The organism is Streptomyces melanogenes, assembly GCF_014649795.1.
Lineage (GTDB): Bacteria > Actinomycetota > Actinomycetes > Streptomycetales > Streptomycetaceae > Streptomyces > Streptomyces noboritoensis.
In genome coordinates this window covers 226579-247329 of record NZ_BMTS01000013.1, presented here as the reverse complement: position 1 = coordinate 247329, position 20751 = coordinate 226579, and the positions used below count along the sequence as shown (strand labels likewise).

The 20751-nt window shown below is 71.7% G+C and carries 20 protein-coding genes; 8 read left to right on the top strand and 12 right to left on the bottom strand.

Features of this window, described 5'->3' with window-relative positions; all coding sequences use genetic code 11:
* Positions 1-98: 98 nt before the first annotated feature.
* Genes IE252_RS27265 through pdhA form a run of 3 tightly spaced genes read right to left on the bottom strand, consistent with a single transcriptional unit; the run spans position 99 to position 3600 of the window.
* Positions 99-1451 (bottom strand): dihydrolipoamide acetyltransferase family protein, encoded by a 1353-nt coding sequence (locus IE252_RS27265; protein WP_190092090.1) that lies wholly within the window; start codon positions 1449-1451, stop codon positions 99-101.
* Positions 1451-2455 (bottom strand): alpha-ketoacid dehydrogenase subunit beta, encoded by a 1005-nt coding sequence (locus IE252_RS27260; RefSeq protein WP_190092089.1) that lies wholly within the window; start codon positions 2453-2455, stop codon positions 1451-1453. Before IE252_RS27260 ends, IE252_RS27265 begins: the two co-directional genes overlap by 1 nt.
* Positions 2452-3600: a pyruvate dehydrogenase (acetyl-transferring) E1 component subunit alpha gene (gene pdhA, locus IE252_RS27255; protein ID WP_190092088.1), complete on the bottom strand. Its 1149-nt coding sequence runs from the start codon at positions 3598-3600 to the stop codon at positions 2452-2454. Before pdhA ends, IE252_RS27260 begins: the two co-directional genes overlap by 4 nt.
* Positions 3601-3774: 174 nt before the next feature.
* On the opposite strand from pdhA, the gene IE252_RS27250 reads away from it, so the two are divergent.
* Positions 3775-4281 (top strand): Lrp/AsnC family transcriptional regulator, encoded by a 507-nt coding sequence (locus IE252_RS27250; protein ID WP_190092087.1) that lies wholly within the window; start codon positions 3775-3777, stop codon positions 4279-4281.
* Positions 4282-4324: 43 nt separating this feature from the next.
* Here IE252_RS27250 and IE252_RS27245 read toward each other — a convergent pair whose 3' ends face one another.
* A complete protein-coding gene (locus tag IE252_RS27245) occupies positions 4325-4918 on the bottom strand; it encodes a TetR/AcrR family transcriptional regulator (RefSeq protein WP_190092086.1) in 594 nt (197 codons plus the stop codon).
* On the bottom strand, positions 4915-6441 hold the full coding sequence (locus tag IE252_RS27240; RefSeq protein ID WP_190092085.1) for a 3-hydroxyacyl-CoA dehydrogenase: 1527 nt from the start codon (positions 6439-6441) through the stop codon (positions 4915-4917). Before IE252_RS27240 ends, IE252_RS27245 begins: the two co-directional genes overlap by 4 nt.
* A 121-nt stretch (positions 6442-6562) precedes the next feature.
* Here IE252_RS27240 and paaN point away from each other — a divergent pair, with 121 nt between their 5' ends.
* On the top strand, positions 6563-8236 hold the full coding sequence (paaN, locus tag IE252_RS27235) for a phenylacetic acid degradation protein PaaN (RefSeq protein WP_190092084.1): 1674 nt from the start codon (positions 6563-6565) through the stop codon (positions 8234-8236).
* Between the two features lie 58 nt (positions 8237-8294).
* Here the strand turns inward: paaN and IE252_RS27230 are convergent, their stop codons facing one another.
* The 3 genes from IE252_RS27230 to IE252_RS27220 are packed head-to-tail and all read right to left on the bottom strand — an operon-like array spanning position 8295 to position 11373.
* Positions 8295-8993 carry a TrmH family RNA methyltransferase gene (locus IE252_RS27230; RefSeq protein WP_190092083.1) on the bottom strand — a complete coding sequence of 233 codons (699 nt, stop codon included), beginning with the start codon at positions 8991-8993 and terminating at the stop codon, positions 8295-8297.
* Complete coding sequence (locus IE252_RS27225; protein ID WP_229848812.1) at positions 8990-10390, bottom strand: HTTM domain-containing protein; 1401 nt, start codon at positions 10388-10390, stop codon at positions 8990-8992. The genes IE252_RS27230 and IE252_RS27225 overlap by 4 nt, the downstream gene beginning before the upstream one ends.
* Complete coding sequence (locus IE252_RS27220; RefSeq protein ID WP_229848811.1) at positions 10387-11373, bottom strand: DUF5819 family protein; 987 nt, start codon at positions 11371-11373, stop codon at positions 10387-10389. The genes IE252_RS27225 and IE252_RS27220 overlap by 4 nt, the downstream gene beginning before the upstream one ends.
* A gap of 154 nt (positions 11374-11527) precedes the next feature.
* On the opposite strand from IE252_RS27220, the gene paaA reads away from it, so the two are divergent.
* From paaA to IE252_RS27190, 6 genes are all read left to right on the top strand, one after another.
* Complete coding sequence (paaA, locus tag IE252_RS27215) at positions 11528-12532, top strand: 1,2-phenylacetyl-CoA epoxidase subunit PaaA (RefSeq protein WP_190092082.1); 1005 nt, start codon at positions 11528-11530, stop codon at positions 12530-12532.
* Complete coding sequence (gene paaB, locus IE252_RS27210; RefSeq protein WP_101389119.1) at positions 12529-12816, top strand: 1,2-phenylacetyl-CoA epoxidase subunit PaaB; 288 nt, start codon at positions 12529-12531, stop codon at positions 12814-12816. The genes paaA and paaB overlap by 4 nt, the downstream gene beginning before the upstream one ends.
* Positions 12813-13568, top strand: a complete 756-nt coding sequence (paaC, locus tag IE252_RS27205) for a 1,2-phenylacetyl-CoA epoxidase subunit PaaC (RefSeq protein WP_190092081.1) — start codon at positions 12813-12815, stop codon at positions 13566-13568. The genes paaB and paaC overlap by 4 nt, the downstream gene beginning before the upstream one ends.
* Positions 13562-14080, top strand: coding sequence for a 1,2-phenylacetyl-CoA epoxidase subunit PaaD (paaD, locus tag IE252_RS27200; protein ID WP_190092080.1), 519 nt, complete (start codon positions 13562-13564; stop codon positions 14078-14080). Before paaC ends, paaD begins: the two co-directional genes overlap by 7 nt.
* Positions 14081-15136: a 2Fe-2S iron-sulfur cluster-binding protein gene (locus IE252_RS27195; protein ID WP_190092079.1), complete on the top strand. Its 1056-nt coding sequence runs from the start codon at positions 14081-14083 to the stop codon at positions 15134-15136.
* 154 nt (positions 15137-15290) lie between these two features.
* The gene (locus IE252_RS27190) at positions 15291-16430 is read left to right on the top strand and encodes an acyl-CoA dehydrogenase family protein (protein ID WP_190092078.1); all 1140 of its coding nucleotides are present in this window, start codon (positions 15291-15293) and stop codon (positions 16428-16430) included.
* A 49-nt stretch (positions 16431-16479) separates the two neighbouring features.
* Here IE252_RS27190 and IE252_RS27185 read toward each other — a convergent pair whose 3' ends face one another.
* The 4 genes from IE252_RS27185 to IE252_RS27170 form a co-directional block, all read right to left on the bottom strand.
* The gene (locus IE252_RS27185) at positions 16480-16824 is read right to left on the bottom strand and encodes a rhodanese-like domain-containing protein (protein ID WP_190092077.1); all 345 of its coding nucleotides are present in this window, start codon (positions 16822-16824) and stop codon (positions 16480-16482) included.
* A gap of 79 nt (positions 16825-16903) precedes the next feature.
* Entirely contained in the window at positions 16904-17734 is an 831-nt protein-coding gene (locus tag IE252_RS27180; protein ID WP_190092076.1) for a hypothetical protein, read from the bottom strand.
* Between the two features lie 97 nt (positions 17735-17831).
* Positions 17832-19289 (bottom strand): DUF2252 domain-containing protein, encoded by a 1458-nt coding sequence (locus IE252_RS27175; RefSeq protein ID WP_190092075.1) that lies wholly within the window; start codon positions 19287-19289, stop codon positions 17832-17834.
* 190 nt (positions 19290-19479) lie between these two features.
* Positions 19480-20529, bottom strand: a complete 1050-nt coding sequence (locus tag IE252_RS27170) for a hypothetical protein (protein ID WP_373298624.1) — start codon at positions 20527-20529, stop codon at positions 19480-19482.
* Between the last annotated feature and the right edge of the window lie 222 nt (positions 20530-20751).

Below are 20751 nucleotides of genomic sequence, written 5' to 3'. Positions count from 1 at the left end.
GCACCTGGAGCACCGGTTCCTCACGCCTGGGGCACCGAGGCGTCGCCCCTGGCGTACCAGCGCGTGAGGGGTACCGGCGCCCCGGTACCCCTACCCCGCTACAGCGACCGCAGCAGCACCGCCGGCTGCTCCACGCAGTCCGCCACGTACCGCAGGAAGCCGCCCGCCGTGCCGCCGTCGCACACCCGATGGTCGAAGGTCAACGACAGCTGGACGACCTGACGCACGGCCAGCTCGCCCTGGTGCACCCACGGCTTGGGGACGATCCGGCCCACGCCGAGCATGGCCGCCTCGGGGTGGTTGATGATCGGCGTCGATCCGTCCACCCCGAACACTCCGTAGTTGTTCAGCGTGAAGGTGCCGCCGGTCAGGTCACCGGGGGTCAGCGTGCCCGCCCGGGCCGCCTCGGTCAGCCGCGCGAACTCCTCGCTGAGCGACGCCGCGCTGCGCGCCTGCGCGTCCCGGACGACCGGTACGACCAGGCCCCGCTCGGTCTGGGCGGCGAAGCCCAGGTGCACGGCGGGCAGTCGCACGATCTCCCGCGCCGCCGTGTCCACCGTCGAGTTGAGCTCGGGGTAGCGGTCGAGGGCGGCCGTGCAGATCCGGGCCAGCAGGGCCAGTACGGAGATCTTCGGGCCGCCCACCGCGTTCATCGCGGCCCGCGCCGCCATGAGTTCGGTGGCGTCCGCGTCGACCCAGCACGTGGCGTCCGGGATCTCGGTCCGGCTGCGCGACAGCTTGTCGGCGACCGCGCCCCGTATCCCGCGCAGCGGTATCCGCGTCCCAGCGGTGGCAACACCGGCCGCCACCGGCACGGTCGCGGCCGTCGCCGGTTCGGCCTCCGCCCGCAGCGCCGACTCCACGTCGGAGCGCAGGATCAGCCCGTCGGGCCCGGAACCGGTGAGCCCGCGCAGGTCCACCCCGTTCTCCCGGGCCAGCTTCCGTACGAGCGGTGAGATGACGGCCACGGGGCCATCGGCCGCCGCAGCGGGCGCGGACCCGCCTGTGGCCGTCGTGGCGGCGACGCGCGCGTGGCCGGGCGCGGCGGCCGCCGGGGGTCCGGACGGCGTCACCGGCGCGGTGGCGGGCGGTGCGCCCACCGGCGCCGGGCGCACCCGGCGCCGCCGCCGTACGGCCTCCCCCGTCCCGTAGCCGACCAGCACATTGCCCGAGTACTCCGACGACTCGGCATCGGCGGCCTCGGGCGCGCCGACGGCGACGGTCAGCAGGGGCGCGCCGACGGGCAGTTCCGTGCCCTCCTCGCCGAACCGCGCCGTCACCACGCCCCCGTAGGGGCACGGCACCTCCACCATCGCCTTGGCGGTCTCGACCTCGACCACCGGCTGGTCGATGGCCACGACGTCGCCCACCGCCACCAGCCAGCGCACGATCTCCGCCTCGGTGAGGCCCTCGCCGAGGTCCGGCAGCTTGAATTCCAGGACCTTGGGCATCAGCTCTCCGCCTCCCACTGGAGCCGCGCCACCGCGTCCAGGACCCGGTCCACGCCCGGCAGGTGGTGCTTCTCCAGCATCGGCGGCGGGTACGGGATGTCGAACCCGGCGACGCGCAGCACCGGCGCCTCCAGGTGGTGGAAGCAGCGCTCGGTGACCCGGGCCGCTATCTCGCCGCCGGGACCGCCGAAACCGGTCGACTCGTGGACGACGACCGCCCGGCCGGTGCGCCGCACCGAGGCGCACACCGTCTCGTCGTCGAAGGGCACCAGGGAGCGCAGGTCGACGACCTCCAGGTCCCAGCCCTCGGCGGTGGCCGCCTCGGCCGCCTCCAGGCAGACCGGGACGGACGGTCCGTAGGTGATCAGGGTGGCGCTGCGGCCGGGGCGGCGGACGACCGCCTTGCCGATCGGCGCCACCTCGGTGGGCGCGTCCGGCGACCACTCGGCCTTCGACCAGTAGAGCCGCTTGGGCTCCAGGAAGACGACCGGGTCGTCGGAGGCGATGGCCGCGCGCAGCAGTCCGTACGCGTCCTCGACGGTGGCGGGCGTGACCACGTGCAGGCCCGGGGTCGCCATGTAGTAGGCCTCGGAGGAGTCGCTGTGGTGCTCCACCCCGCCGATCCCGCCCCCGTACGGCACCCGCACCACCAGCGGCATCCCCATGGAGCCGGCCGTGCGGTTGCGCATCCGGGAGACGTGGCTGATCAGCTGCTCGAACGCCGGGTAGGCGAACGCGTCGAACTGCATCTCCACCACGGGCCGCAGCCCGTACATCGCCATGCCGACCGCCGTGCCGAGGATCCCGGCCTCGGCGAGCGGGGTGTCGGTGCAGCGGTCCTCGCCGAACTCCTTGGCGAGGCCGTCGGTGATCCGGAAGACCCCGCCGAGCGCGCCCACGTCCTCTCCGAGGACATGGACCGTGGGGTCCTCGGCCATCGCGTCGCGCATGGCGCGCTGCAGCGCCTGCGCCATGGTGGCGGGCTTGGCCGCGACCGTGGTCATCGCTCCCCCTCGTCCTCGTCCTGGTGCGCCGCCAGCTCGGCCCTCAGCTGGGCCTCCTGTTCGCGCAGCTGGGCCGTCTTCTCGGCGTAGACGTGCGCGAAGAGGTCCATGGGGTCGAGCTCCGCGTCCGCGTTCATCCGCTCGCGCAGGGCGGCGGCCATCGTCTCCGCGGCCTCGGCCGCGGCTTCCTTCGCGCTGTCGTCGAGGAATCCGCGGCTGGTCAGCTCGGCCTCCAGGAGCTGGATCGGGTCGTGGTCGCGCCACGCCTCCACCTCGGCGTCCACCCGGTAGCGGGTGGCGTCGTCGGCGTTGGTGTGGGCCTCGATCCGGTAGGTCACGGCCTCGATCAGCGTGGGGCCCCCGCCTCGGCGGGCGCGCGCGACGGCGTCGGCCAGCACCTCGTGGACCGCCGCCGCGTCGTTGCCGTCGACCAGCCGGCCCGGCATCCCGTACCCGACGGCCTTGTGGGCGAGGGAGGGGGCCGCGGTCTGCTTGGCCAGCGGCACCGAGATCGCGAAGCCGTTGTTCTGCACAAGGAAGACGACCGGGGCCTGCCAGACGGCCGCGAAGTTCAGCGCCTCGTGGAAGTCGCCCTCGCTGGTGCCGCCGTCGCCGACCATGGCGAGCGCCACCACGTCGTCGCCCTTGAGGCGGGCGGCGTGCGCCAGGCCCACCGCGTGCGGGAGCTGGGTGGCGAGGGGGGTGCACAGGGGGGCGATGCGGTGCTCGTGCGGGTCGTACCCGGTGTGCCAGTCGCCGCGCAGCAGGGTAAGGGCCTGTACGGGGTCGAGTCCGCGGGCGACGGCGGCGAGGGTGTCCCGGTAGCTCGGGAAGAGCCAGTCCTGCTCCTGGAGCACCAGCGCGGCCGCGACCTCGCAGGCCTCCTGGCCGGTGGAGGACGGGTAGACCGCGAGGCGGCCCTGCTTGGTGAGGGCGGTGGCCTGCGCGTTGTACCGCCGGCCGCGGATCAGCTCCGCGTACAGCCGCAGCATCAGGGCGCGGTCGAGCGGGGCGTCCGTGCCGAGCACGCGGTACGGCTCGGGGTCCGGGAGCAGCGGGGCGGGGTCGGTGCGGGGCCTCCAGGCAGGGGGAGGGGTGGGCCGGTAGGCGGCGGCACCGGCACCGGGCAGCTCTTGGACCGTCATGACGAAGCACCTCCTCGTGGGAGCGGGAAGGAGGCACGACAGTGTGATGCGCCTCACCTACCGATTGTTCGGTCGAGAGCGCATTTTGGCTACAGGCACCGCGAGCCTGTGGACAAACGGTTCTGCACAGCCTGGGATAGAGACAGGTCGTCCATGCTAGGGAGGCGGGGGGACATGGCAGCTGAACAAATGGCTGACGAGGGCCAGGGCATCCAGGGCGCGGCGGCGCGGCCGCTGGACGCCGTCGACCGCGACATCCTGCGCATGCTCCAGACCGACGGCCGCGCGTCGATACGCTCCGTGGCCGAGCGGGTGCACGTCTCGCGCGCCAACGCCTACGCCCGGATCAACAGGCTTCTTGACGACGGAGTGATCCGCGGCTTCACCGCGCGCGTGGACCATGAGAGGGCGGGCCAGGGCGCGTCCGCGTACATCACGCTGAAGATCGTGCAGAACTCGTGGCGCACGGTCCGCGAACAGCTCCAGGCGCTGCCGGGCGCCGCGCACATCGCCCTGGTCAGCGGGGACTTCGACGTGCTGCTGCTGGTGCACTCGCCGGACAACCGGGCGCTGCGCGAACTGGTCCTGACCAAGCTCCAGTCGATCCCCGAGGTGCTGTCCACACGGACGCTGCTGGTCTTCGAGGAGACCGACCTGGACCCGGGCCCCGGCACGCCGTAGGGCGGGGGCCGCGGCCCCCGCCGTCAGATGAGGTGGAGCCGCGTCACGGGTGGGTGCGCAGCCCGTCGAAGGCCAGGTGGACGATCGCCTCGGTGACCTGGGCGCGCTCGGCCTCCCCGTCGCGCTGCGGCCGGTACCACTCCACCAGGGAGTTGACCATGCCGAACAGCAGCCGGGTCGCCAGGCGTATGTCCACGTCGGAGCGGAGGTCGCCGTCGGCCGCCGCGGCCTTGAGCAGGTCGGAGACGCGCTGGTCGAACTCCCGGCGGCGCTCCATCGCCCAGCGCTCGGTCTTGGTGTTGCCGCGCACCCGCAGCAGCAGCGTGACGTACGGCAGCTCCGCCATCAGCACCTCGACCGTACGTCTGGTGACGTACTCGACCCGCTCGATCGGCCGCCCGCGCGTGGCGCCCGGCTCGTCCAGGACGGCGAACAGGCCGTCGATGGCGCGGCTGACGGCCCGCCGCAGCAGTTCCTCCTTGCCGGACACATGGTGGTAGATCGACGACTTGGAGATGCCGGCCGCCTTGGACAGGTGCTCCATGGACGTGCCGTCGTAGCCGCGCTCGTTGAAGACCTGCACGGCCACCGTGAGCAGGGTCTCGGGGGTGTACGTGTCGCGCTTGGCGGTGGTCATGAGGCGGTCTCCTCGCCGTTGCTGTACGACTGCCGGTAGAGGGCGAGCGAGGGCGCGTACCGCCCGGTGGGGCAGCGCTCGTGCATCGCCGACAGCAGGTCGTACGCCCAGTCCTGACCGAGCCTGCGGCTCCACTCGACGGGTCCGAGCGGGTAGTTGACGCCCAGGCGCATCGCGGTGTCGACGTCCTCGGGCGTGGCCACGCCCCGGGCGACCGCGTCGGCCGCGAGGTCGGCGAGCATCGCGACGGTACGGGCGACGATCATGCCGGGGACGTCCCCGATGACGCTGACCTTCTTGCCGAGCTTCTGGAACAGGCCCACGGCCTCGCTCACCGCGCGCGTGGAGGTGTCCTCGCTCCCCGACAGCGCGATGCGGGTCGCGCCCCGGTAGTCGAGGGCGAGGTCGAAGTAGACGACGTCCGCGTACTCGACGGAGGTGCGGCCGTCGGCCGGGACGAGCTGGCCGTCGCCCGGCAGCCCGATGTAGGGGCCGCCCGACTCGACGGTCTTCACCTCGATGCCGGCCTCGCGCATCATCGCGACGAGCTCGGCGGCGGGCCCGAGGTCGCCGACGACCGTGACGGCGGCGGGCGCCTCGGCGGGGTCGGCGGTGTGCGGTTCAGGCTTCACCGCGCCGTCCCCGTACGCGTACCAGCCGCGGCCGCTCTTGCGGCCGTGCAGGCCCGATTCGACGAGCCTGCGCTGGGCCAGCGAGGGGGTGAACTTGGGGCTCTGGAAGAAGGACTCCCACACCGAGCGGGTGACGGCCTCGTTGACGTCCTGGCCGATGAGGTCGGTCAGCTCGAAGGGGCCCATGGCGAAGCCGCCGCTCTCGCGCAGGACGGCGTCGATGGTGGCGGGGTCGGCGCCGCGCTCCTCGTACACGGCGAAGGCCTCCGCGTAGAAAGGCCTGGCGATGCGGTTGACCAGGAAGCCCGGGGTGTCGGCGCAGCGCACCGGCGTCTTGCCCCACGCCTTGGCCGTCTCGTACGCGCGCGTGGCGGCCGCCTCCTCGGTCGCGAAGCCGGAGACGACCTCGACCAGGGGGAGCAGCGGCGCCGGGTTGAAGAAGTGCAGCCCGACGAAGCGGCCCGGGTGGCGCAGGGCGCCCGCGACCGCGGTGACGGACAGGGAGGAGGTGTTGGTGGCGAGCAGGCAGTCCTCGGCGACGATCTCCTCGATCGCCGCGAACAGCTCCCGCTTGACGTCGAGTTGTTCGAGGACCGCCTCGACGACCAGCGCGGCGTCCGCGAGCTCGGTCAGCTCCTCGGCCGGGTGCAGCCGGGCGAGTGCCGCGTCGCGCTCGCCCGACGCGATCCGGCCTTTCTCGACGAGCCGCTCCAGCCGGGCCGCGACGGCGGCCGCGGCCTCCCGCGCCCGGCCCGGGACGGCGTCGTACAGCCGCACGGGGTGCCCGGCGACCAGGGCAACCTGGGCGATGCCCTGGCCCATGGTCCCGGTGCCGACGACGGCGACTGCGCGGTCCGGCCCGACGGCGGAGCTCTGTTCGATGGCGGTCATGACGCGATCCTCCCCGATGAGTTGTCCACAGGTTCGACAGACCCCCTTGTCCCGACCGATCGTTCGGTTACTCTAACTCTGTCCGCCCGTCCCTGCCCAGCTCGACGAGGAGTAGGTCCGTATGGCCGCCCAGCTCAGCCCGCAGCAGCTCACCGAGACCCACCGGACCACGCTCGACCAGGCCCTGGAAGCGATCCGCACGCGTGCGTACTGGTCGCCCCACCCCGAGCACCCCAAGGCGTACGAGAACGACGGCAAGGCCGCCTTCGACGCCCTGCTCGGCACCCGGCTCGACCTGGACCAGCCCGGCACCGACGACTGGACGGGAGCGGAAGTCTCCCCGTACGGCACCGAGTTGGGCGTCACCTACCCGCACCCCGACCTGGACGTGCTGCTGCCCGCGATGAAGGCCGGCATGGGCGCCTGGCGCGAGGCCGGGCCCGAGCTGCGCGCCCTGGTCTGCCTGGAGATCATCTCCCGTATCTCCGCCCGCACCCCGGAGCTGGCGCACGCCGTCATGCACACCAGCGGCCAGGCCTTCATGATGGCGTTCCAGGCGGGCGGCCCGCACGCCCAGGACCGCGGCCTGGAGGCAGTGGCGTACGCGTACCAGGAGCAGACCCGCACCCCCTCGGACGCGGCGCACTGGTCCAAGCCGCAGGGCAAGCGCGACCCGCTGGAGCTCACCAAGAACTTCATTCCCACCGCGCGCGGCATCGCCCTGATGATCGGCTGCAACACCTTCCCGACGTGGAACGGCTACCCGGGCCTGTTCGCCTCGCTGGCCACCGGCAACCCGGTCCTGGTCAAGCCGCACCCGCGCGCGGTGCTGCCGCTCGCCCTGACCGTCCAGATCGCGCGTGCGGTCCTGGCGGAGGCGGGCTTCGACCCGAACCTGGTGGCGCTGGCCGCCGAGCGGCCCGGCGAGGGCATCGCCAAGACGCTGGCCGTCCGCCCCGAAATCAAGATCATCGACTACACGGGTTCGACCGCCTTCGGCGACTGGCTGGAGGCCAACGCCCGCCAGGCGCAGGTCTACACCGAGAAGGCCGGCGTCAACACGGTCGTGGTGGACTCCACCGACGACTACAAGGGCATGCTCTCCAACCTGGCGTTCTCGCTGTCCCTCTACAGCGGCCAGATGTGCACCACCCCGCAGAACCTGCTGATCCCCCGCGACGGCATCAGCACGGACGCGGGAGCCAAGTCCTACGACGAGGTGGTGGCCGACCTCGCCGCCTCGGTCGGCGGCCTGCTCGGCGACGACGCGCGCGCCAACGCGATCCTGGGCGCGCTGGTCAACCCGGACGTGAAGACCCGCCTGGAGGCCGCCGCCGGGCTCGGCGAAGTCGCCCTGGCCTCACGGGAGATCGCCAACCCGGACTTCCCGGACGCGGTGGTGCGCACCCCGGTCATCGTCAAGCTGGACGGCGCCAAGCCGGACGCGGAGGCGGCCTACCTGTCGGAGTGCTTCGGCCCGGTCTCGTTCGCCGTGGCGGTCGACTCCACGGCGGGAGCGGTGGAGCTGCTGCGCCGCACGGTCCGCGACAAGGGCGCCATGACGGTCGGCGCGTACACGACGTCGCAGGAGGTGGAGCGCGCGGTCGAGGATGTCTGCCTGGAGGAGTCGGCCCAGCTGTCGCTGAACCTGACGGGCGGGGTCTACGTCAACCAGACGGCCGCGTTCTCCGACTTCCACGGCTCGGGCGGCAACCCGGCGGCGAACGCGGCACTGTGCGACGGCGCGTTCGTGGCCAACCGCTTCCGGGTGGTGGAGGTCCGCCGCCAGGCCTGACACGCGCGTACCGGACCCGGCGCCCTCACCTCGGAGCGCCGGGTCCGGACCCGCGGCTTCAGAGCGCCGGGTCCGGGATGGTGGCGTAGCGCTGCACCCAGGCATGCATCGCGATCGCGGCCGCCGCGCCCGCGTTGATCGACCGGGTCGAGCCGAACTGGGCGATCGAGCACACCGCCGAGGCGTGCTCGCGCGCCTGCTCGGTGAGGCCCGGCCCCTCCTGCCCGAACAGCAGCACACACCGCCGGGGCAGCACCGTGCGCTCCAGCGGCACGGCGCCCGGCAGGTTGTCGATCCCGATGATCGGCAGCCCCTCGGCGGCCGCCCACTTCGTCAGCGACTCGGTGTCCGGGTGGTGGCGGACGTGCTGGTAGCGGTCGGTGACCATCGCGCCGCGCCGGTTCCAACGCCGCCGCCCCACGATGTGGATCTCCTTCGCCAGGAAGGCGTTGGCGGTCCGTACGACGGAACCGATGTTGAAGTCGTGGCCCCAGTTCTCCACCGCCACATGGAAGTCGTGGCGGCGGGTGTCCAGGTCCGCGACGATCGCCTCGCGCGTCCAGTAGCGGTACGCGTCGACGACATTGCGCCGGTCGCCGTGCGCGAGCAGCTCCGGGTCGTACCGCTCCCCCTGCGGCCAGGGCAGCGGGTGCGGCCCGACACCGACCTCGGGCGAGTAGCCCTCGTCGTACTGAAGCGGCTCCTCGGCCGGGGCATCGGCGGAAGGGGACGGGCGGGGACTGGTCTCGCTGCTCACGCCACGAGCGTACGGGGCCGCTGCTCCTCGTCCGCACACCGCTGCGGGGCCACCCGTGCCGCCAGCCGCTCCCGCAGCCGCCCGACACGGCCGCCCAGCCACCGCAGGAAGCCGGTGGGCAGGAACACCGCGTCCGCCGCGATCATCGCGAGCGAGAAGAACGGCAGCCCGAGCAGCAGCGCGATGCCCGCGTGCTCCAGCATCATCGCCACCAGCAGGACGTTCTTGACCCGCCGGTTGAAGAGCGTGAACGGGAACGCCACCTGGACGGCGACCGTTCCATAGGTGAGCAGCATGACGATCAGGCCGCTGCCGCCGAGGATGTCCGACAGGGCGGGCCAGGGCGAGAAGTAGTCCAGGTGCAGCGGGTAGTAGAGCGCGGTGCCGTCCTGCCAGCGCGAACCCTGGATCTTGTACCAGCCGGCGGTCGCGTAGATCAGACAGACCTCGGCCATGATCACGACCATGGTGGCGTTGTGCGCGAGGTTGGCGACGACATCGAGCAGAGCGCGCGGATCGCCCTGGGCGTACCGCCCGGCCGCCCACCACAGCGCCTGCACCACCCACAGACCCCAGAAGATCAGCAGCCAGCCGCCACCGGCGTCACCGAGCAGGGTGACGCCGGCGAGGGCGACCCCGAGGACGGCCCACAGCACGATCCCCACCCGGTCCGGCACCGGCTCGCCGGACTCGGCGGCGCGGGCGGCGGCCCGCTCGCGGCGCCGCGCGTCCAGCGACCAGACCTGGCCGCAGCGGGTGAGCACCAGATAGATCGCCATGAGGTGGATGACGTTGTCACCGCCGTCCCCCATGAAGACGGACCGATTCTGCAGCGAAAGGACACCCACCATGAACAGCACGGACATGGTGCGGGTGCGCCACCCGAGCATCAGCAGCGCGCTGGAGAGCACGGCGACGGCGTACACGACCTCGAACCAGAGCGTGCTGTCCGTCCACAGCAGCGCCGTGAAGGCGTGGTTGCCGGAGACGAGCCGCTGGGCCATGTCCCAGCTCCACGGCCCGTCGGGGCCGTACAGCTCACGGCGGTGCGGCAGCTCGCGCAGCAGGAAGAGCAGCCAGGTCGCGGAGAAGCCGATACGGACGACGGCGCTCTGGTACGGCCCGAGCGCGGCGCCCGTGACCCGGCGCAGGGCCTGGGCGGGCTTGGACTCGGCGACAGGGGCGGGGGCGGAGACGGGGGGCGTGTGGGGTGCTTGGTGCTCAAGGGATGCGTGCCATCCCTGTGACTCGTGGGGTGCACGCGGCGCACAAGGCTGCGCGCCCGGAGCCTCGCCGGTCGCCTCGCTCGTCGTCGTGCCCCTCACCGACCCGCTCACCGCCTCACTCATGGGCTCGCTCATGGATTCGCTCATCGACTCGTTCATCGACTCGTTCATCGGCCCGCCTCCGTCCGCGCGTCGGCGGAACCGGCGCCGGCCGGGAGATCGGCGGGGGTCACGGTCCACCAGGGGACGACCCGGTAGTACGGCCGGGTGTCGATCTTCTCGTCGCTCCACCGCGGAGCCTTCACGGACGTCGTCACGGACCTGACCTGTACACGCTCGACGGTCCCGCCGTCACGCCGCGCGCCGAGGCGGAGCATCACGATCCGGTGGATGTAGCGGTCGGAGAGCTCGCCGCGCAGGCCGTTGGGCTTGTTGTCGTCGGTGTGGGAGTTGATGAAGAACTCCCAGCCCCGGCGCAGCTCGTTCTGCTGGGTGTGGCTCGGCAGCGGGTTGCCGCGGATGCCGGAGCCGTCCCCGGCGGACAGGTCGATCCAGCCGGTCGTCTTGCGGGTCCCGTCCGCCATGCGGATCTCGGCGCGTGCCTGGACCGCGATGTTCTGCTGGAGTGGATTGGGAGCGAAGAGCTTCCAGTTCTGCTCGAACTCGGGATAGATCCAGTCGTCGACGACCTTGCCGTGCTGCTTGGTGACCGTGTTCGACGGCGCGACGTGCAGGAACACCATGGCGATGTGGACGAGCCCCACCACGGCGACACCGGCCAGCGCGAGCGCGGCCGCCACCTGGTACGGGAGCGAGAGCCCGGCGATACCGCGCCCGGGGACGCCGGGTGCGGGGGACTCGTGAGCCGTGATGGCCGCGGAGGCGGGGGCGGACACGCCGTGCGCGGGGGCGGGCGTGTTCGAGGCGTCGGGAGCGGGCGTGGCCGAGGCGCCAGGCGCGGAGGCGGGTGCGTCCGGCGTGCCGAAAGCGAAGGCGGATGCGTCCGGCGCACCGGTCGGGTTCACGTCTTCGCTGGTCGGAGTGGGTGCGGCAGCACCAGGGGCGGTTTGCGGGCCGCTGTCGGCGGCGTCGGGCCCGGGCCGCCGGGCCTGCTCCTCCCTGCCCGGCACGTCCTTCTCGTCGTACGAATCCATCCCGCCCCGATCCCGGTCGGCTCCACTGGGTTATCCACAGGGTTGACACCCTACGGGCCGCCGACTCACCATTGAAGTCAATGAACCGAACGATCGGTCGGGAGCGAGTGGCCCGGCGGACGGCCCGGAATCGACAGCTCGGCAGGGGGCTCGGATGACGGCAGTGACCGCGGAGACCGGCACCAACAAGCACGGCTCACCAGCGGCGGACGAGAAGGACGCGTCGGCATACGCGGCGGCGTTCGACGCCGCCGTGGCCGCCGACGAGCGCATCGAGCCGCGCGACTGGATGCCCGAGGCCTACCGGGCCTCGCTGGTCCGCCAGATAGCGCAGCACGCCCACTCCGAGATCATCGGCATGCAGCCCGAGTCCAACTGGATCACCCGCGCGCCCTCACTGCGCCGCAAGGCGATCCTCATGGCGAAGGTGCAGGACGAGGCGGGCCACGGGCTGTATCTCTACAGCGCGGCGGAAACCCTCGGCGTCAGCCGCGACGAGCTGCTCGACAAGCTCCACTCGGGCCGCCAGAAGTACTCGTCGATCTTCAACTACCCCACCCTGACCTGGGCCGACGTCGGCGCCATCGGCTGGCTCGTGGACGGCGCCGCCATCACCAACCAGGTCCCCCTCTGCCGCTGCTCCTACGGGCCGTACGCACGGGCGATGGTCCGCGTCTGCAAGGAGGAGTCCTTCCACCAGCGCCAGGGGTACGAACTGCTCCTCGCCCTCTCCCAGGGCACCCCGGAACAGCACGCGATGGCGCAGGACGCGGTGGACCGCTGGTGGTGGCCCTCGCTGATGATGTTCGGCCCGCCCGACGACGAGTCGTCCCACTCGGCGCAGTCCATGGCCTGGAAGATCAAGCGGCACTCGAACGACGAGCTGCGCCAGCGCTTCGTCGACATCTGCGTCCCCCAGGCCGAGGCCCTCGGCCTCACCCTCCCCGACCCCGACCTGCGGTGGAACGAGGAGCGGGGACACCACGACTTCGGGGCCATCGACTGGACCGAGTTCTGGGACGTCCTCAAGGGCAACGGACCCTGCAACGAACAACGGCTCACCCAGCGGCGCCGAGCCCACGAGGAAGGCGCCTGGGTCCGCGACGCGGCCGCCGCGTACGCGACCAAGCAGCACAACAACGGGGAGGCAACGGCATGACCGCACACGACTGGCCGCTGTGGGAGGTATTCGTGCGCTCGCGCCGCGGACTGTCCCACACCCACGCCGGAAGCCTGCACGCCCCGGACGCGCAGATGGCGCTGCGCAACGCGCGCGACCTGTACACCCGACGGTCCGAAGGCGTCTCCATCTGGGTGGTGCCCTCCACCGCCGTCACCGCCTCCTCCCCCGACGAGAAGGACTCCTTCTTCGAACCGGCCGGCGACAAGCCCTACCGCCACCCGACCTTCTACGAGATCCCGGAAGGGGTGAAGCACCTGTGACGACCCCGGCCCCCACTCCGACCACGGAGAAGACGGCGGACACGTCCGCGACCGCGGCCGCGCTGGCCCTCGGCGACGACGCGCTGGTGCTCTCGCACCGGCTGGGGGAGTGGGCCGGACACGCCCCCGTCCTCGAAGAGGAAGTGGCCCTCGCCAACATCGCACTCGACCTGCTCGGCCAGGCCCGCGTCATGCTCTCCCTCGCCGGCGACGAGGACGAACTGGCCTATCTGCGCGAGGAACGGGCCTTCCGCAACCTCCAGCTGGTCGAACAGCCCAACGGCGACTTCGCCCACACCATCGCCCGCCAGCTCTACTTCTCGACCTACCAGAAGCTGCTCTACGGACAGCTCGCCACCGGCGACAGCGAACTCGCCGGGCTCGCCGCCAAGGCGGTCAAGGAAGTCGCCTACCACCAGGACCACGCCGAACAGTGGACCCTGCGCCTGGGCGACGGCACCGAAGAGAGCCACCGGCGGATGCAGCGCGCCTGCGAAGCGCTGTGGCGGTTCACCGGAGAGATGTTCCAGCCCGTTGACGGCGTCGACATCGACTGGCAGGACACCGAGCGGACCTGGCTCGCCTCCGTCACCTCGGTGCTGCGACAGGCCACCCTCACCGTCCCCGAAGGCCCCAGGACCGGCGCCTGGGCCGCCGGAGCCGGCCGCCAGGGCCTGCACACCGAACCGTTCGGACGGATGCTCGCCGAAATGCAGCACCTGCACCGCAGCCACCCGGGGGCGACATGGTGACCGGCACGGCCGCGGCCACGGCCGCCATGACACCGCTGGAACAGGAACTGGCCCGGCTCGCCGGATCCGTCCCCGACCCCGAGCTGCCCGTCCTCACCCTGGAGGAACTCGGCGTCCTGCGCGGAGTCCACCTGGACAGCCCCGGCAAGGTCACCGTCCAGCTGACCCCCACCTACACCGGCTGCCCCGCCATAGAGGCGATGACCGCCGACATCGAACAGGTACTGCACGAGAACGGAATCCCGGACGTCTCGGTCGTCCGGGTGCTCTCCCCCGCCTGGTCGACCGACGACATCAGCGCCGAAGGCCGCCGCAAACTGGCCGAGTTCGGGATAGCGCCACCCCGGCCCCACACCGCCGAGGGACCCGTCGCCCTCACCCTCTCCGTGCGCTGCCCCCACTGCGGCTCCACCGACACCGAGCTGCTGAGCCGGTTCTCCTCCACGGCGTGCAAGGCCCTGCGCCGCTGCGTGGCCTGCCGCGAACCGTTCGACCACTTCAAGGAGTTGTAGATGTTCCATCCACTCCGGGTGAGTGAAGTCGAACGGCTCACGGACGACTCGGTGACCGTCACCTTCGACGTGCCGCCCGACCTGCGCGAGGCCTACCGGCACCGCCCCGGCCAGCACCTCGCGCTGCGTCGCATCGTGCAGGGCCAGGAGATCCGCCGTACGTACTCGATCTGCGCGCCCGCCGTCGAACAGCCCGGCACGCCGGTCCTGCGCGTCGGCATCCGCCTCGTCGAAGGCGGCGAGTTCTCCACGTACGCCTTCAAGGAACTCACCGTCGGCGACGTCGTCGACGTCATGGAGCCGATGGGCCGCTTCATCCTGGAGCCCCGCGCCGGATACTTCGTGGCCGTCGTCGGCGGCAGCGGCATCACCCCGGTGCTGTCCATCGCCACCACCCTGCTGGAGCGGGAGCCCGAAGCCCGCTTCTGCCTCATACGCAGCGACCGCACGGTGTCGTCCACCATGTTCCTGGAAGAGACGGCGGACCTGAAGGACCGCTTCCCCGACCGGTTCCAGCTGGTCACCGCGCTCTCCCGGGAAGAGCAGCAGTCCGGCCTGCCCTCCGGACGGCTCGACCATGAGCGGCTGACGGCGCTGCTGCCCGCGCTGCTCCCCGTGGAGGAGGTCGACGGCTGGTACCTGTGCGGACCGTTCGGCCTGGTCCAGGGCGCCGAGCGGGCCCTGCGCGAGCTGGGCGTCGCACGCGGCCGCATCCACGAGGAGATCTTCCACGTCGACGAGGCCCCCGCGCAGAGCACCGCGGCCGCCTCGGCCCCGGCGCACGCCACGCTGACCGCAACGCTCCACGGCCGCTCCGGCACCTGGCCGGTCCAGGACGGCGAGAAGCTCCTGGACACGGTGCTGCGAGCCCGCTCGGACGCCCCGTACGCCTGCAAGGGCGGGGTGTGCGGCACCTGCCGCGCGTTCCTGGTCTCGGGCGAGGTGCGCATGGACCGCAACTTCGCCCTGGAGGAGGACGAGACCGAGGCGGGCTACGTACTGGCCTGCCAGTCGCACCCTGCGACGAAGGAAGTGGAGCTGGACTTCGATCGGTGAGGTGGGGGTTGGGGGAGGGGTGGGGCGGGGGTGGGCGGGGGGAGGGGAAGCCCCCCAAAGTTCTGCTCATCGGGCGGCACCAGCCATTCCCATCCGCTAGAACCTGTTCTATCTTGACGGTCCGTCAGATTCGGTGCGCCGGGAGGACAGTTCTGTGGACTTCACCTTCACCGAGGAGCAGCAGGCGGCCGTCGAGGCGGCGAAGGCGGTCTTCTCAGGAGTCTCGCCCGACGCCGTGCCGAGCCCCGCGCTTACTCAGGGCGCGGTGGCCGAGGAGTTCGACCGCCCGCTGTGGGGCAAGCTCGCCGAGTCGGACCTGCTGAGCCTGGCCATCGACCCCCAGTACGGCGGGGCGGGCCTCGACACGATCGCCCTCTGCCTGGTGCTGCGCGAGTCCGCGAAGGTGCTGGCCCGGGTGCCGCTGCTGGAGAGCAGCGCGGTGGCGATGGCTGTACAACGTTACGGGGACGCCGAGTTGGCCCGTGAGCTGCTTCCCGCCGCAGGGCTGGGCGAGCTGGTCTTCACCGTCGGGGCCAACGGCCGCACCGGCCACGACCCCGCCGAACTCGCGGTCACGGCACGGCAGGAGAGCGGCGACGGCGGCTGGATCCTCGACGGGGTGCAGACCGGAGTGCCCTGGGCGCAGCACGCGGACCGCATAGCCGTGCCCGCGCACACCGGGGAAGGCCGCTCCGTACTCGCGCTGGTCCCCCGCGTCCACGACGGGATCACGCTCGCCGAGCAGATCTCCACCAACGGCGAACGCTACGCAGAGGTCCACCTCGACTCCGTACACATCGAAGCGCCCGCGGTCATCACGGCCGAAGGGGCCTGGGAGTGGCTGCGCGAGCTGCTGGCCACCGGCACCTGTGCGCTCGCGCTCGGCCTGGGCGAGGGCGTACTCGCGATGACCAGCGAATACACCGGGAAACGCGAACAGTTCGGGTTCCCCATCGCCACCTTCCAGGCGGTCGCCGTCCAGGCCGCCGACCGGTACATCGACCTGCGCGCGATGGAGGCCACCCTCTGGCAGGCCGCGTGGCGCATCAGCACCGGCGCCGGGGGAGCACTGCCCCTTTCCGGCGACGTGGCGGTGGCGAAGATCTGGGCCTCCGACGGCGTACGCAGAGTCGTACAGACCGCACAGCACCTGCACGGCGGCTTCGGCGCCGACACCGACTACCCCCTGCACCGCTACCACGCCTGGGCCAAGCAACTGGAACTGTCACTCGGCCCGGCCGCGGCCCACGAGGAAGCCCTCGGCGACCTGCTGGCCGCGCACCCGCTCGGGTAACGGGACGTAAGCCACCCGCAGCGCGAGTGGCTTACGTCCGTGCGGCCCGTCAGAGGACGAAGGCCTGGCCCTCGCTGTCGGTGACCATGGGGCGCCCGGCGGCGTCCCACGCCTGCATGCCGCCGTCGACGTTCACGGCGTCGATGCCCTGCTGCACCAGATACTGCGTGACCTGCGCGGACCGGCCACCGACCCGGCACATCACATACGCCCGGCGGCCGTCCTCCACAGCCTGCGTCACATCGCCGAAGCGCGCCACGAAGTCGCTCATCGGCACGTGCAGCGCACCCTCGACATGCCCGGCCGCCCACTCGTCGTCCTCACGGACATCCAGCACCAGGGCGTCCGCCGGCACACCAGCGACATCCACGGACGGCAGCTGGGCGAAATTCATGGGTCATGCCTTCTCTCGTACGCGTCGGCCGTAGCGGCCGCTCAGCGGTGTCAGCCGTATGGACAGGTCATCGGGAACGCTACTGCACCAGCTCGGCCAGGACCGCCTCGCGCCCGGCCACCTCGGCCAGCAGCTGCTCGGCGATCTCCTCCAGGAGCCGGTCCGGGTCGTCGGGCGCCATCCGCAGCATCGAGCCGATCGCGCTCTCCTCCAGCTCACGGGCCAGCACGGCCAGCAGCTCCTTGCGCTGGGCCAGCCACTCAAGGCGGGCGTAAAGCTCCTCGCTCTCGCTGGGCCGCGCCTCCTCCGGCACCGGCCCCGCCGCCCACTCCTCGGCAAGCTCCCGCAGCAGTTCCTCGTCGCCGCGGCCGTAGGCGGCGTTGACCCGGGTGATGAATTCCTCCCGCCGGGCCCGTTCCTGCTCCTCCTGCGCGAGGTCGGGGTGCGCCTTGCGCGCCAGCTCGCGGTAGAGCCTGCGCGCCTCCTCGCTGGGGCGGACCCGCTTGGGCGGCCGTACGGGCTGATCGGTGAGCATCGAGGCGGCCTCGGGGGAGATCCCGTCCGAATCCATCCAGTCGTGGAAGAGCTCGTCGACCCCGGGCATCGGCTGCACCACGGCCCGCGCCTCGCGCGCCTTGCGCAGGTCCTCCGGGTCGCCGGTGAGCGAGGCCCTGGCCTCGGCGATCTGGGCGTCGAGCTCGTCGAGCCGGGCGTACATCGGGCCGAGCTTCTGGTGGTGGAGGCGGGAGAAGTTCTCCACCTCCACACGGAAGGTCTCCACGGCGATCTCGAACTCGATCAACGCCTGCTCGGCCGCCCGCACAGCCCTGTCCAGCCGGGCTTCGGGCCGTTCCGCGTTCTCAGGGTCCTCGGGCCGGGCGGTCGTCTCTTCGGCAGGTTCGTCCGTCACTGGTCCAGCGTACGGGCGCGGGGGGTGGGGCCCCTCCCTCCCCCTCCCCCCACCCCTCCTCCCCGCCCCCGGCGCCCTCACCCCCAGCGGACGCGCCTCACACCCCCAGCTCTGCCGCCACCCGTCCGTCCCTGATCGCGGCGAGCAGCGTCGCGTGGTCGGACTCCGTGCGGTCGGCGTAGAGGACCGCGAAGCCGGCCACGGCCTCGTCGAGCTCTTCGTTCTTGCCGCAGTACCCGGCTATCAAGCGCGGGTCGGCGCTGTGGGCGTGGGCGCGGGCCAGCAGTGCGCCCGTCATGCGGCCGTAGTCGTCCAGCTGGTCGGCGGCCAGGGCCGCGGGGTCGACGCTGCCCTTGCGGTTGCGGAACTGCCGTACCTGGTAGGGACGGTCGTCGACCGTGGTCCAGCCGAGCAGGATGTCGCTGACGACCTGCATCCGCTTCTGGCCGAGGACCACTCGGCGGCCTTCGTGTCCCGCGTCCGGGGCGTGGAAGCCGGCCTTGGCCAGGTGCGGCAGCAGGGCGGAGGCGCGGGCCTCCTTGACCTGGAGCACCAGGGGCTCGCCGCGGTGGTCGAGGAGCAGCACCACGTACGACCGTGTTCCGACGCTGCCGGTGCCGACGACTCGGAAGGCCACGTCGTGTATCGCGTACCGCGCGAGGAGCGGCAGGCGGTCTTCCGAGAGGGTTTCCAGGTAGGAGCCGAGCGAGGCGGCCACCGCGGCCGCTTCGGCGTCGGGCACGCGGCGCAGCACGGGGGCCGCGTCGACGAAGCGGCGGTGGCCGTCGGCGCTCTGCTCGGTGGCCTTGGCGGCGAAGCGGGCGCTGGTGTTGTTGCGGGCCTTGGCCGACACCCTTTCCAGGGTGCCGAGCAGGTCCCGTGCGTCGGTGTGGGAGACGAGTTCCTCGTCGGCTATCGCGTTCCAGGCGTCGAGCACCGGCAGTTTCGCGAGGAGCCGCATGGTCCGCCGGTAGGCGCCGACCGCGTCGTAGGCGGCGGCCCGGCAGGTGTCCTCGTCGGCGCCCGCTGCCCGGCCGGCCAGGACCAGGGAGGCGGCGAGGCGCTTGAGGTCCCATTCCCAGGGGCCGGCGACGGTCTCGTCGAAGTCGTTCAGGTCGATGACGAGTCCGCCGCGCGCGTCGCCGTAGAGGCCGAAGTTCGCCGCGTGGGCGTCGCCGCAGATCTGGGCGCCTATTCCGGTGACGGGGGTTCCGACGAGGTCGTGGGCCATCAGTCCGGCGGCGCCACGCAGGAAGGCGAAAGGGGAGGCTGCCATGCGGCCCACCCGGATCGGCGTGAGCTCGGGCACGCGGCCGTGGTTCGACTCCTCGACGGCGCGGACCGCGTCGGGCCGGTCGGCGGAGAGGACCAGCGAGTCGTGCGAGGACCGGGGCACGCGGTCGCGCAGTGCCTTGCCGTCGCTCTTCGGCGAACCTGCCGTACGGCTGGGCCCCCGGCCGTTGTGGTGCCGGAAGCCCGGCACCTCGGGAATCCGGATCTGCCCGTCGTCGGACACCGCTCGCAGGACCGGAATCACCGCCTCGACATCGCTCATCGCGTGCCGCCTCCCCCGTGCTCGTTCAACATCAACAGCTCGAATGCCATGAAGGTACCGTCGGCGGCCGACAGTCGTCTCCCCCTGTGGATAACTCCCGACGATGGCCATCGAGCAGGCCACCGCCGGGAGTTATCCACGGCCGAACAGTCGAGGTCAGTCGGGGCAGACAGGCAAGTAGCAGTCGAGGTCAGATGCCGACCGCTTCCTCCAATTCCTCTTCCAACTCCCCTTCTCCCTCCGGCCCCCCGCCTCCGGCACCGGCACCAGCCCCCGCACCACCCACGGCAGCCACACCAGCACCAACACCCGCACCGCCCCCCGACGCCACCGCCTCCCGCTCCCGCCCCCGCTCGGCCACAGCCGCGACGCCCATCAGCACCACGCCCGCCAGAAGCCAGAGCACCAGGACCAACACGTGGCCGCCGAGGCCGTTGCCCGCGAAGTACACGTGGCTGCGGGTGCCCTCGACGAACCCGGCGCCGTTCCAGAAGGCGTGCAGGGCGCCGAAGAAGCCGGGCTGGAGTTCGGGCCGGAAGATGCCGCCCGAGCTGGTGAAGTTGAGCATCACGAAGAGGACCATCACGCCGAGCGTCGTCCACCTCTTGAGGAAGGTGTGCAGTCCGACGCCGATCAGCAGGATCCCGGCCGAGTACAGCCACGCCATGCCCCAGACGCCGCCGAGTCCGGTGTCGACGAGGTGGAACATCGGGCCCGCGAAGACCGCGCCGATGCCGCTGACCAGGAACGACATGCCCAGCGCCAGAAGCGCCCTGATCCGCAGCGGCAGCACCCCACCGGCGCCGCCGATCACCGCGACGGAGGCGTACGAGCCGATGCTCAGCGCGACCAGCAGGAAGAAGATGCCCTGGCCGGTCGGGTCTCCCTTGGCGAGGTCCGTCACGTCGGTCACCTTGAGGGGCGCGTCCTGCGCCGCCGCCACCTTGGTGAAGACCTTCTCGACGGCGGTGGCGCTGGTGTCGGAGGAGGCGGAGGCGACGAGCAGTTCGGGCTTGGCGCCGGGGATGTAGGCGCCGAACACATGCTGCTGCTCAAGGCTGTCGACTGCGGTCGCGCGGTCGGGGACGGTACGGACGTCGAGCGCGCCCGCGCCCTTGTCCTGGAGGGTCTGGGCGAGCACCTGCGCGCTGGGTCCCGAGCCGACGATGTCGACCCGCAGGTCGTGCGGCTGCGGGTTGTGGAAGGCCCCCAGATACGCGAGGCCCATCCCGACGCACATCAGCAGCGGGGTGAGGAGATGGCTGAGCACATGGCGCAGAGGGCTGGGAGCGGTACCGGGGGACACCACAACTCCAATAGTTGGCTTATACAACTCACTCGACACGTTGTACTCTACAACCACTTTTTCGGAATGGCGAACGCCCAGGTCAGATCACCGAGAACACCGAGAAACAGGGCCAGAACCAGAACCCGAATCAGAACCAGGGCCCCGAAGCCCGCA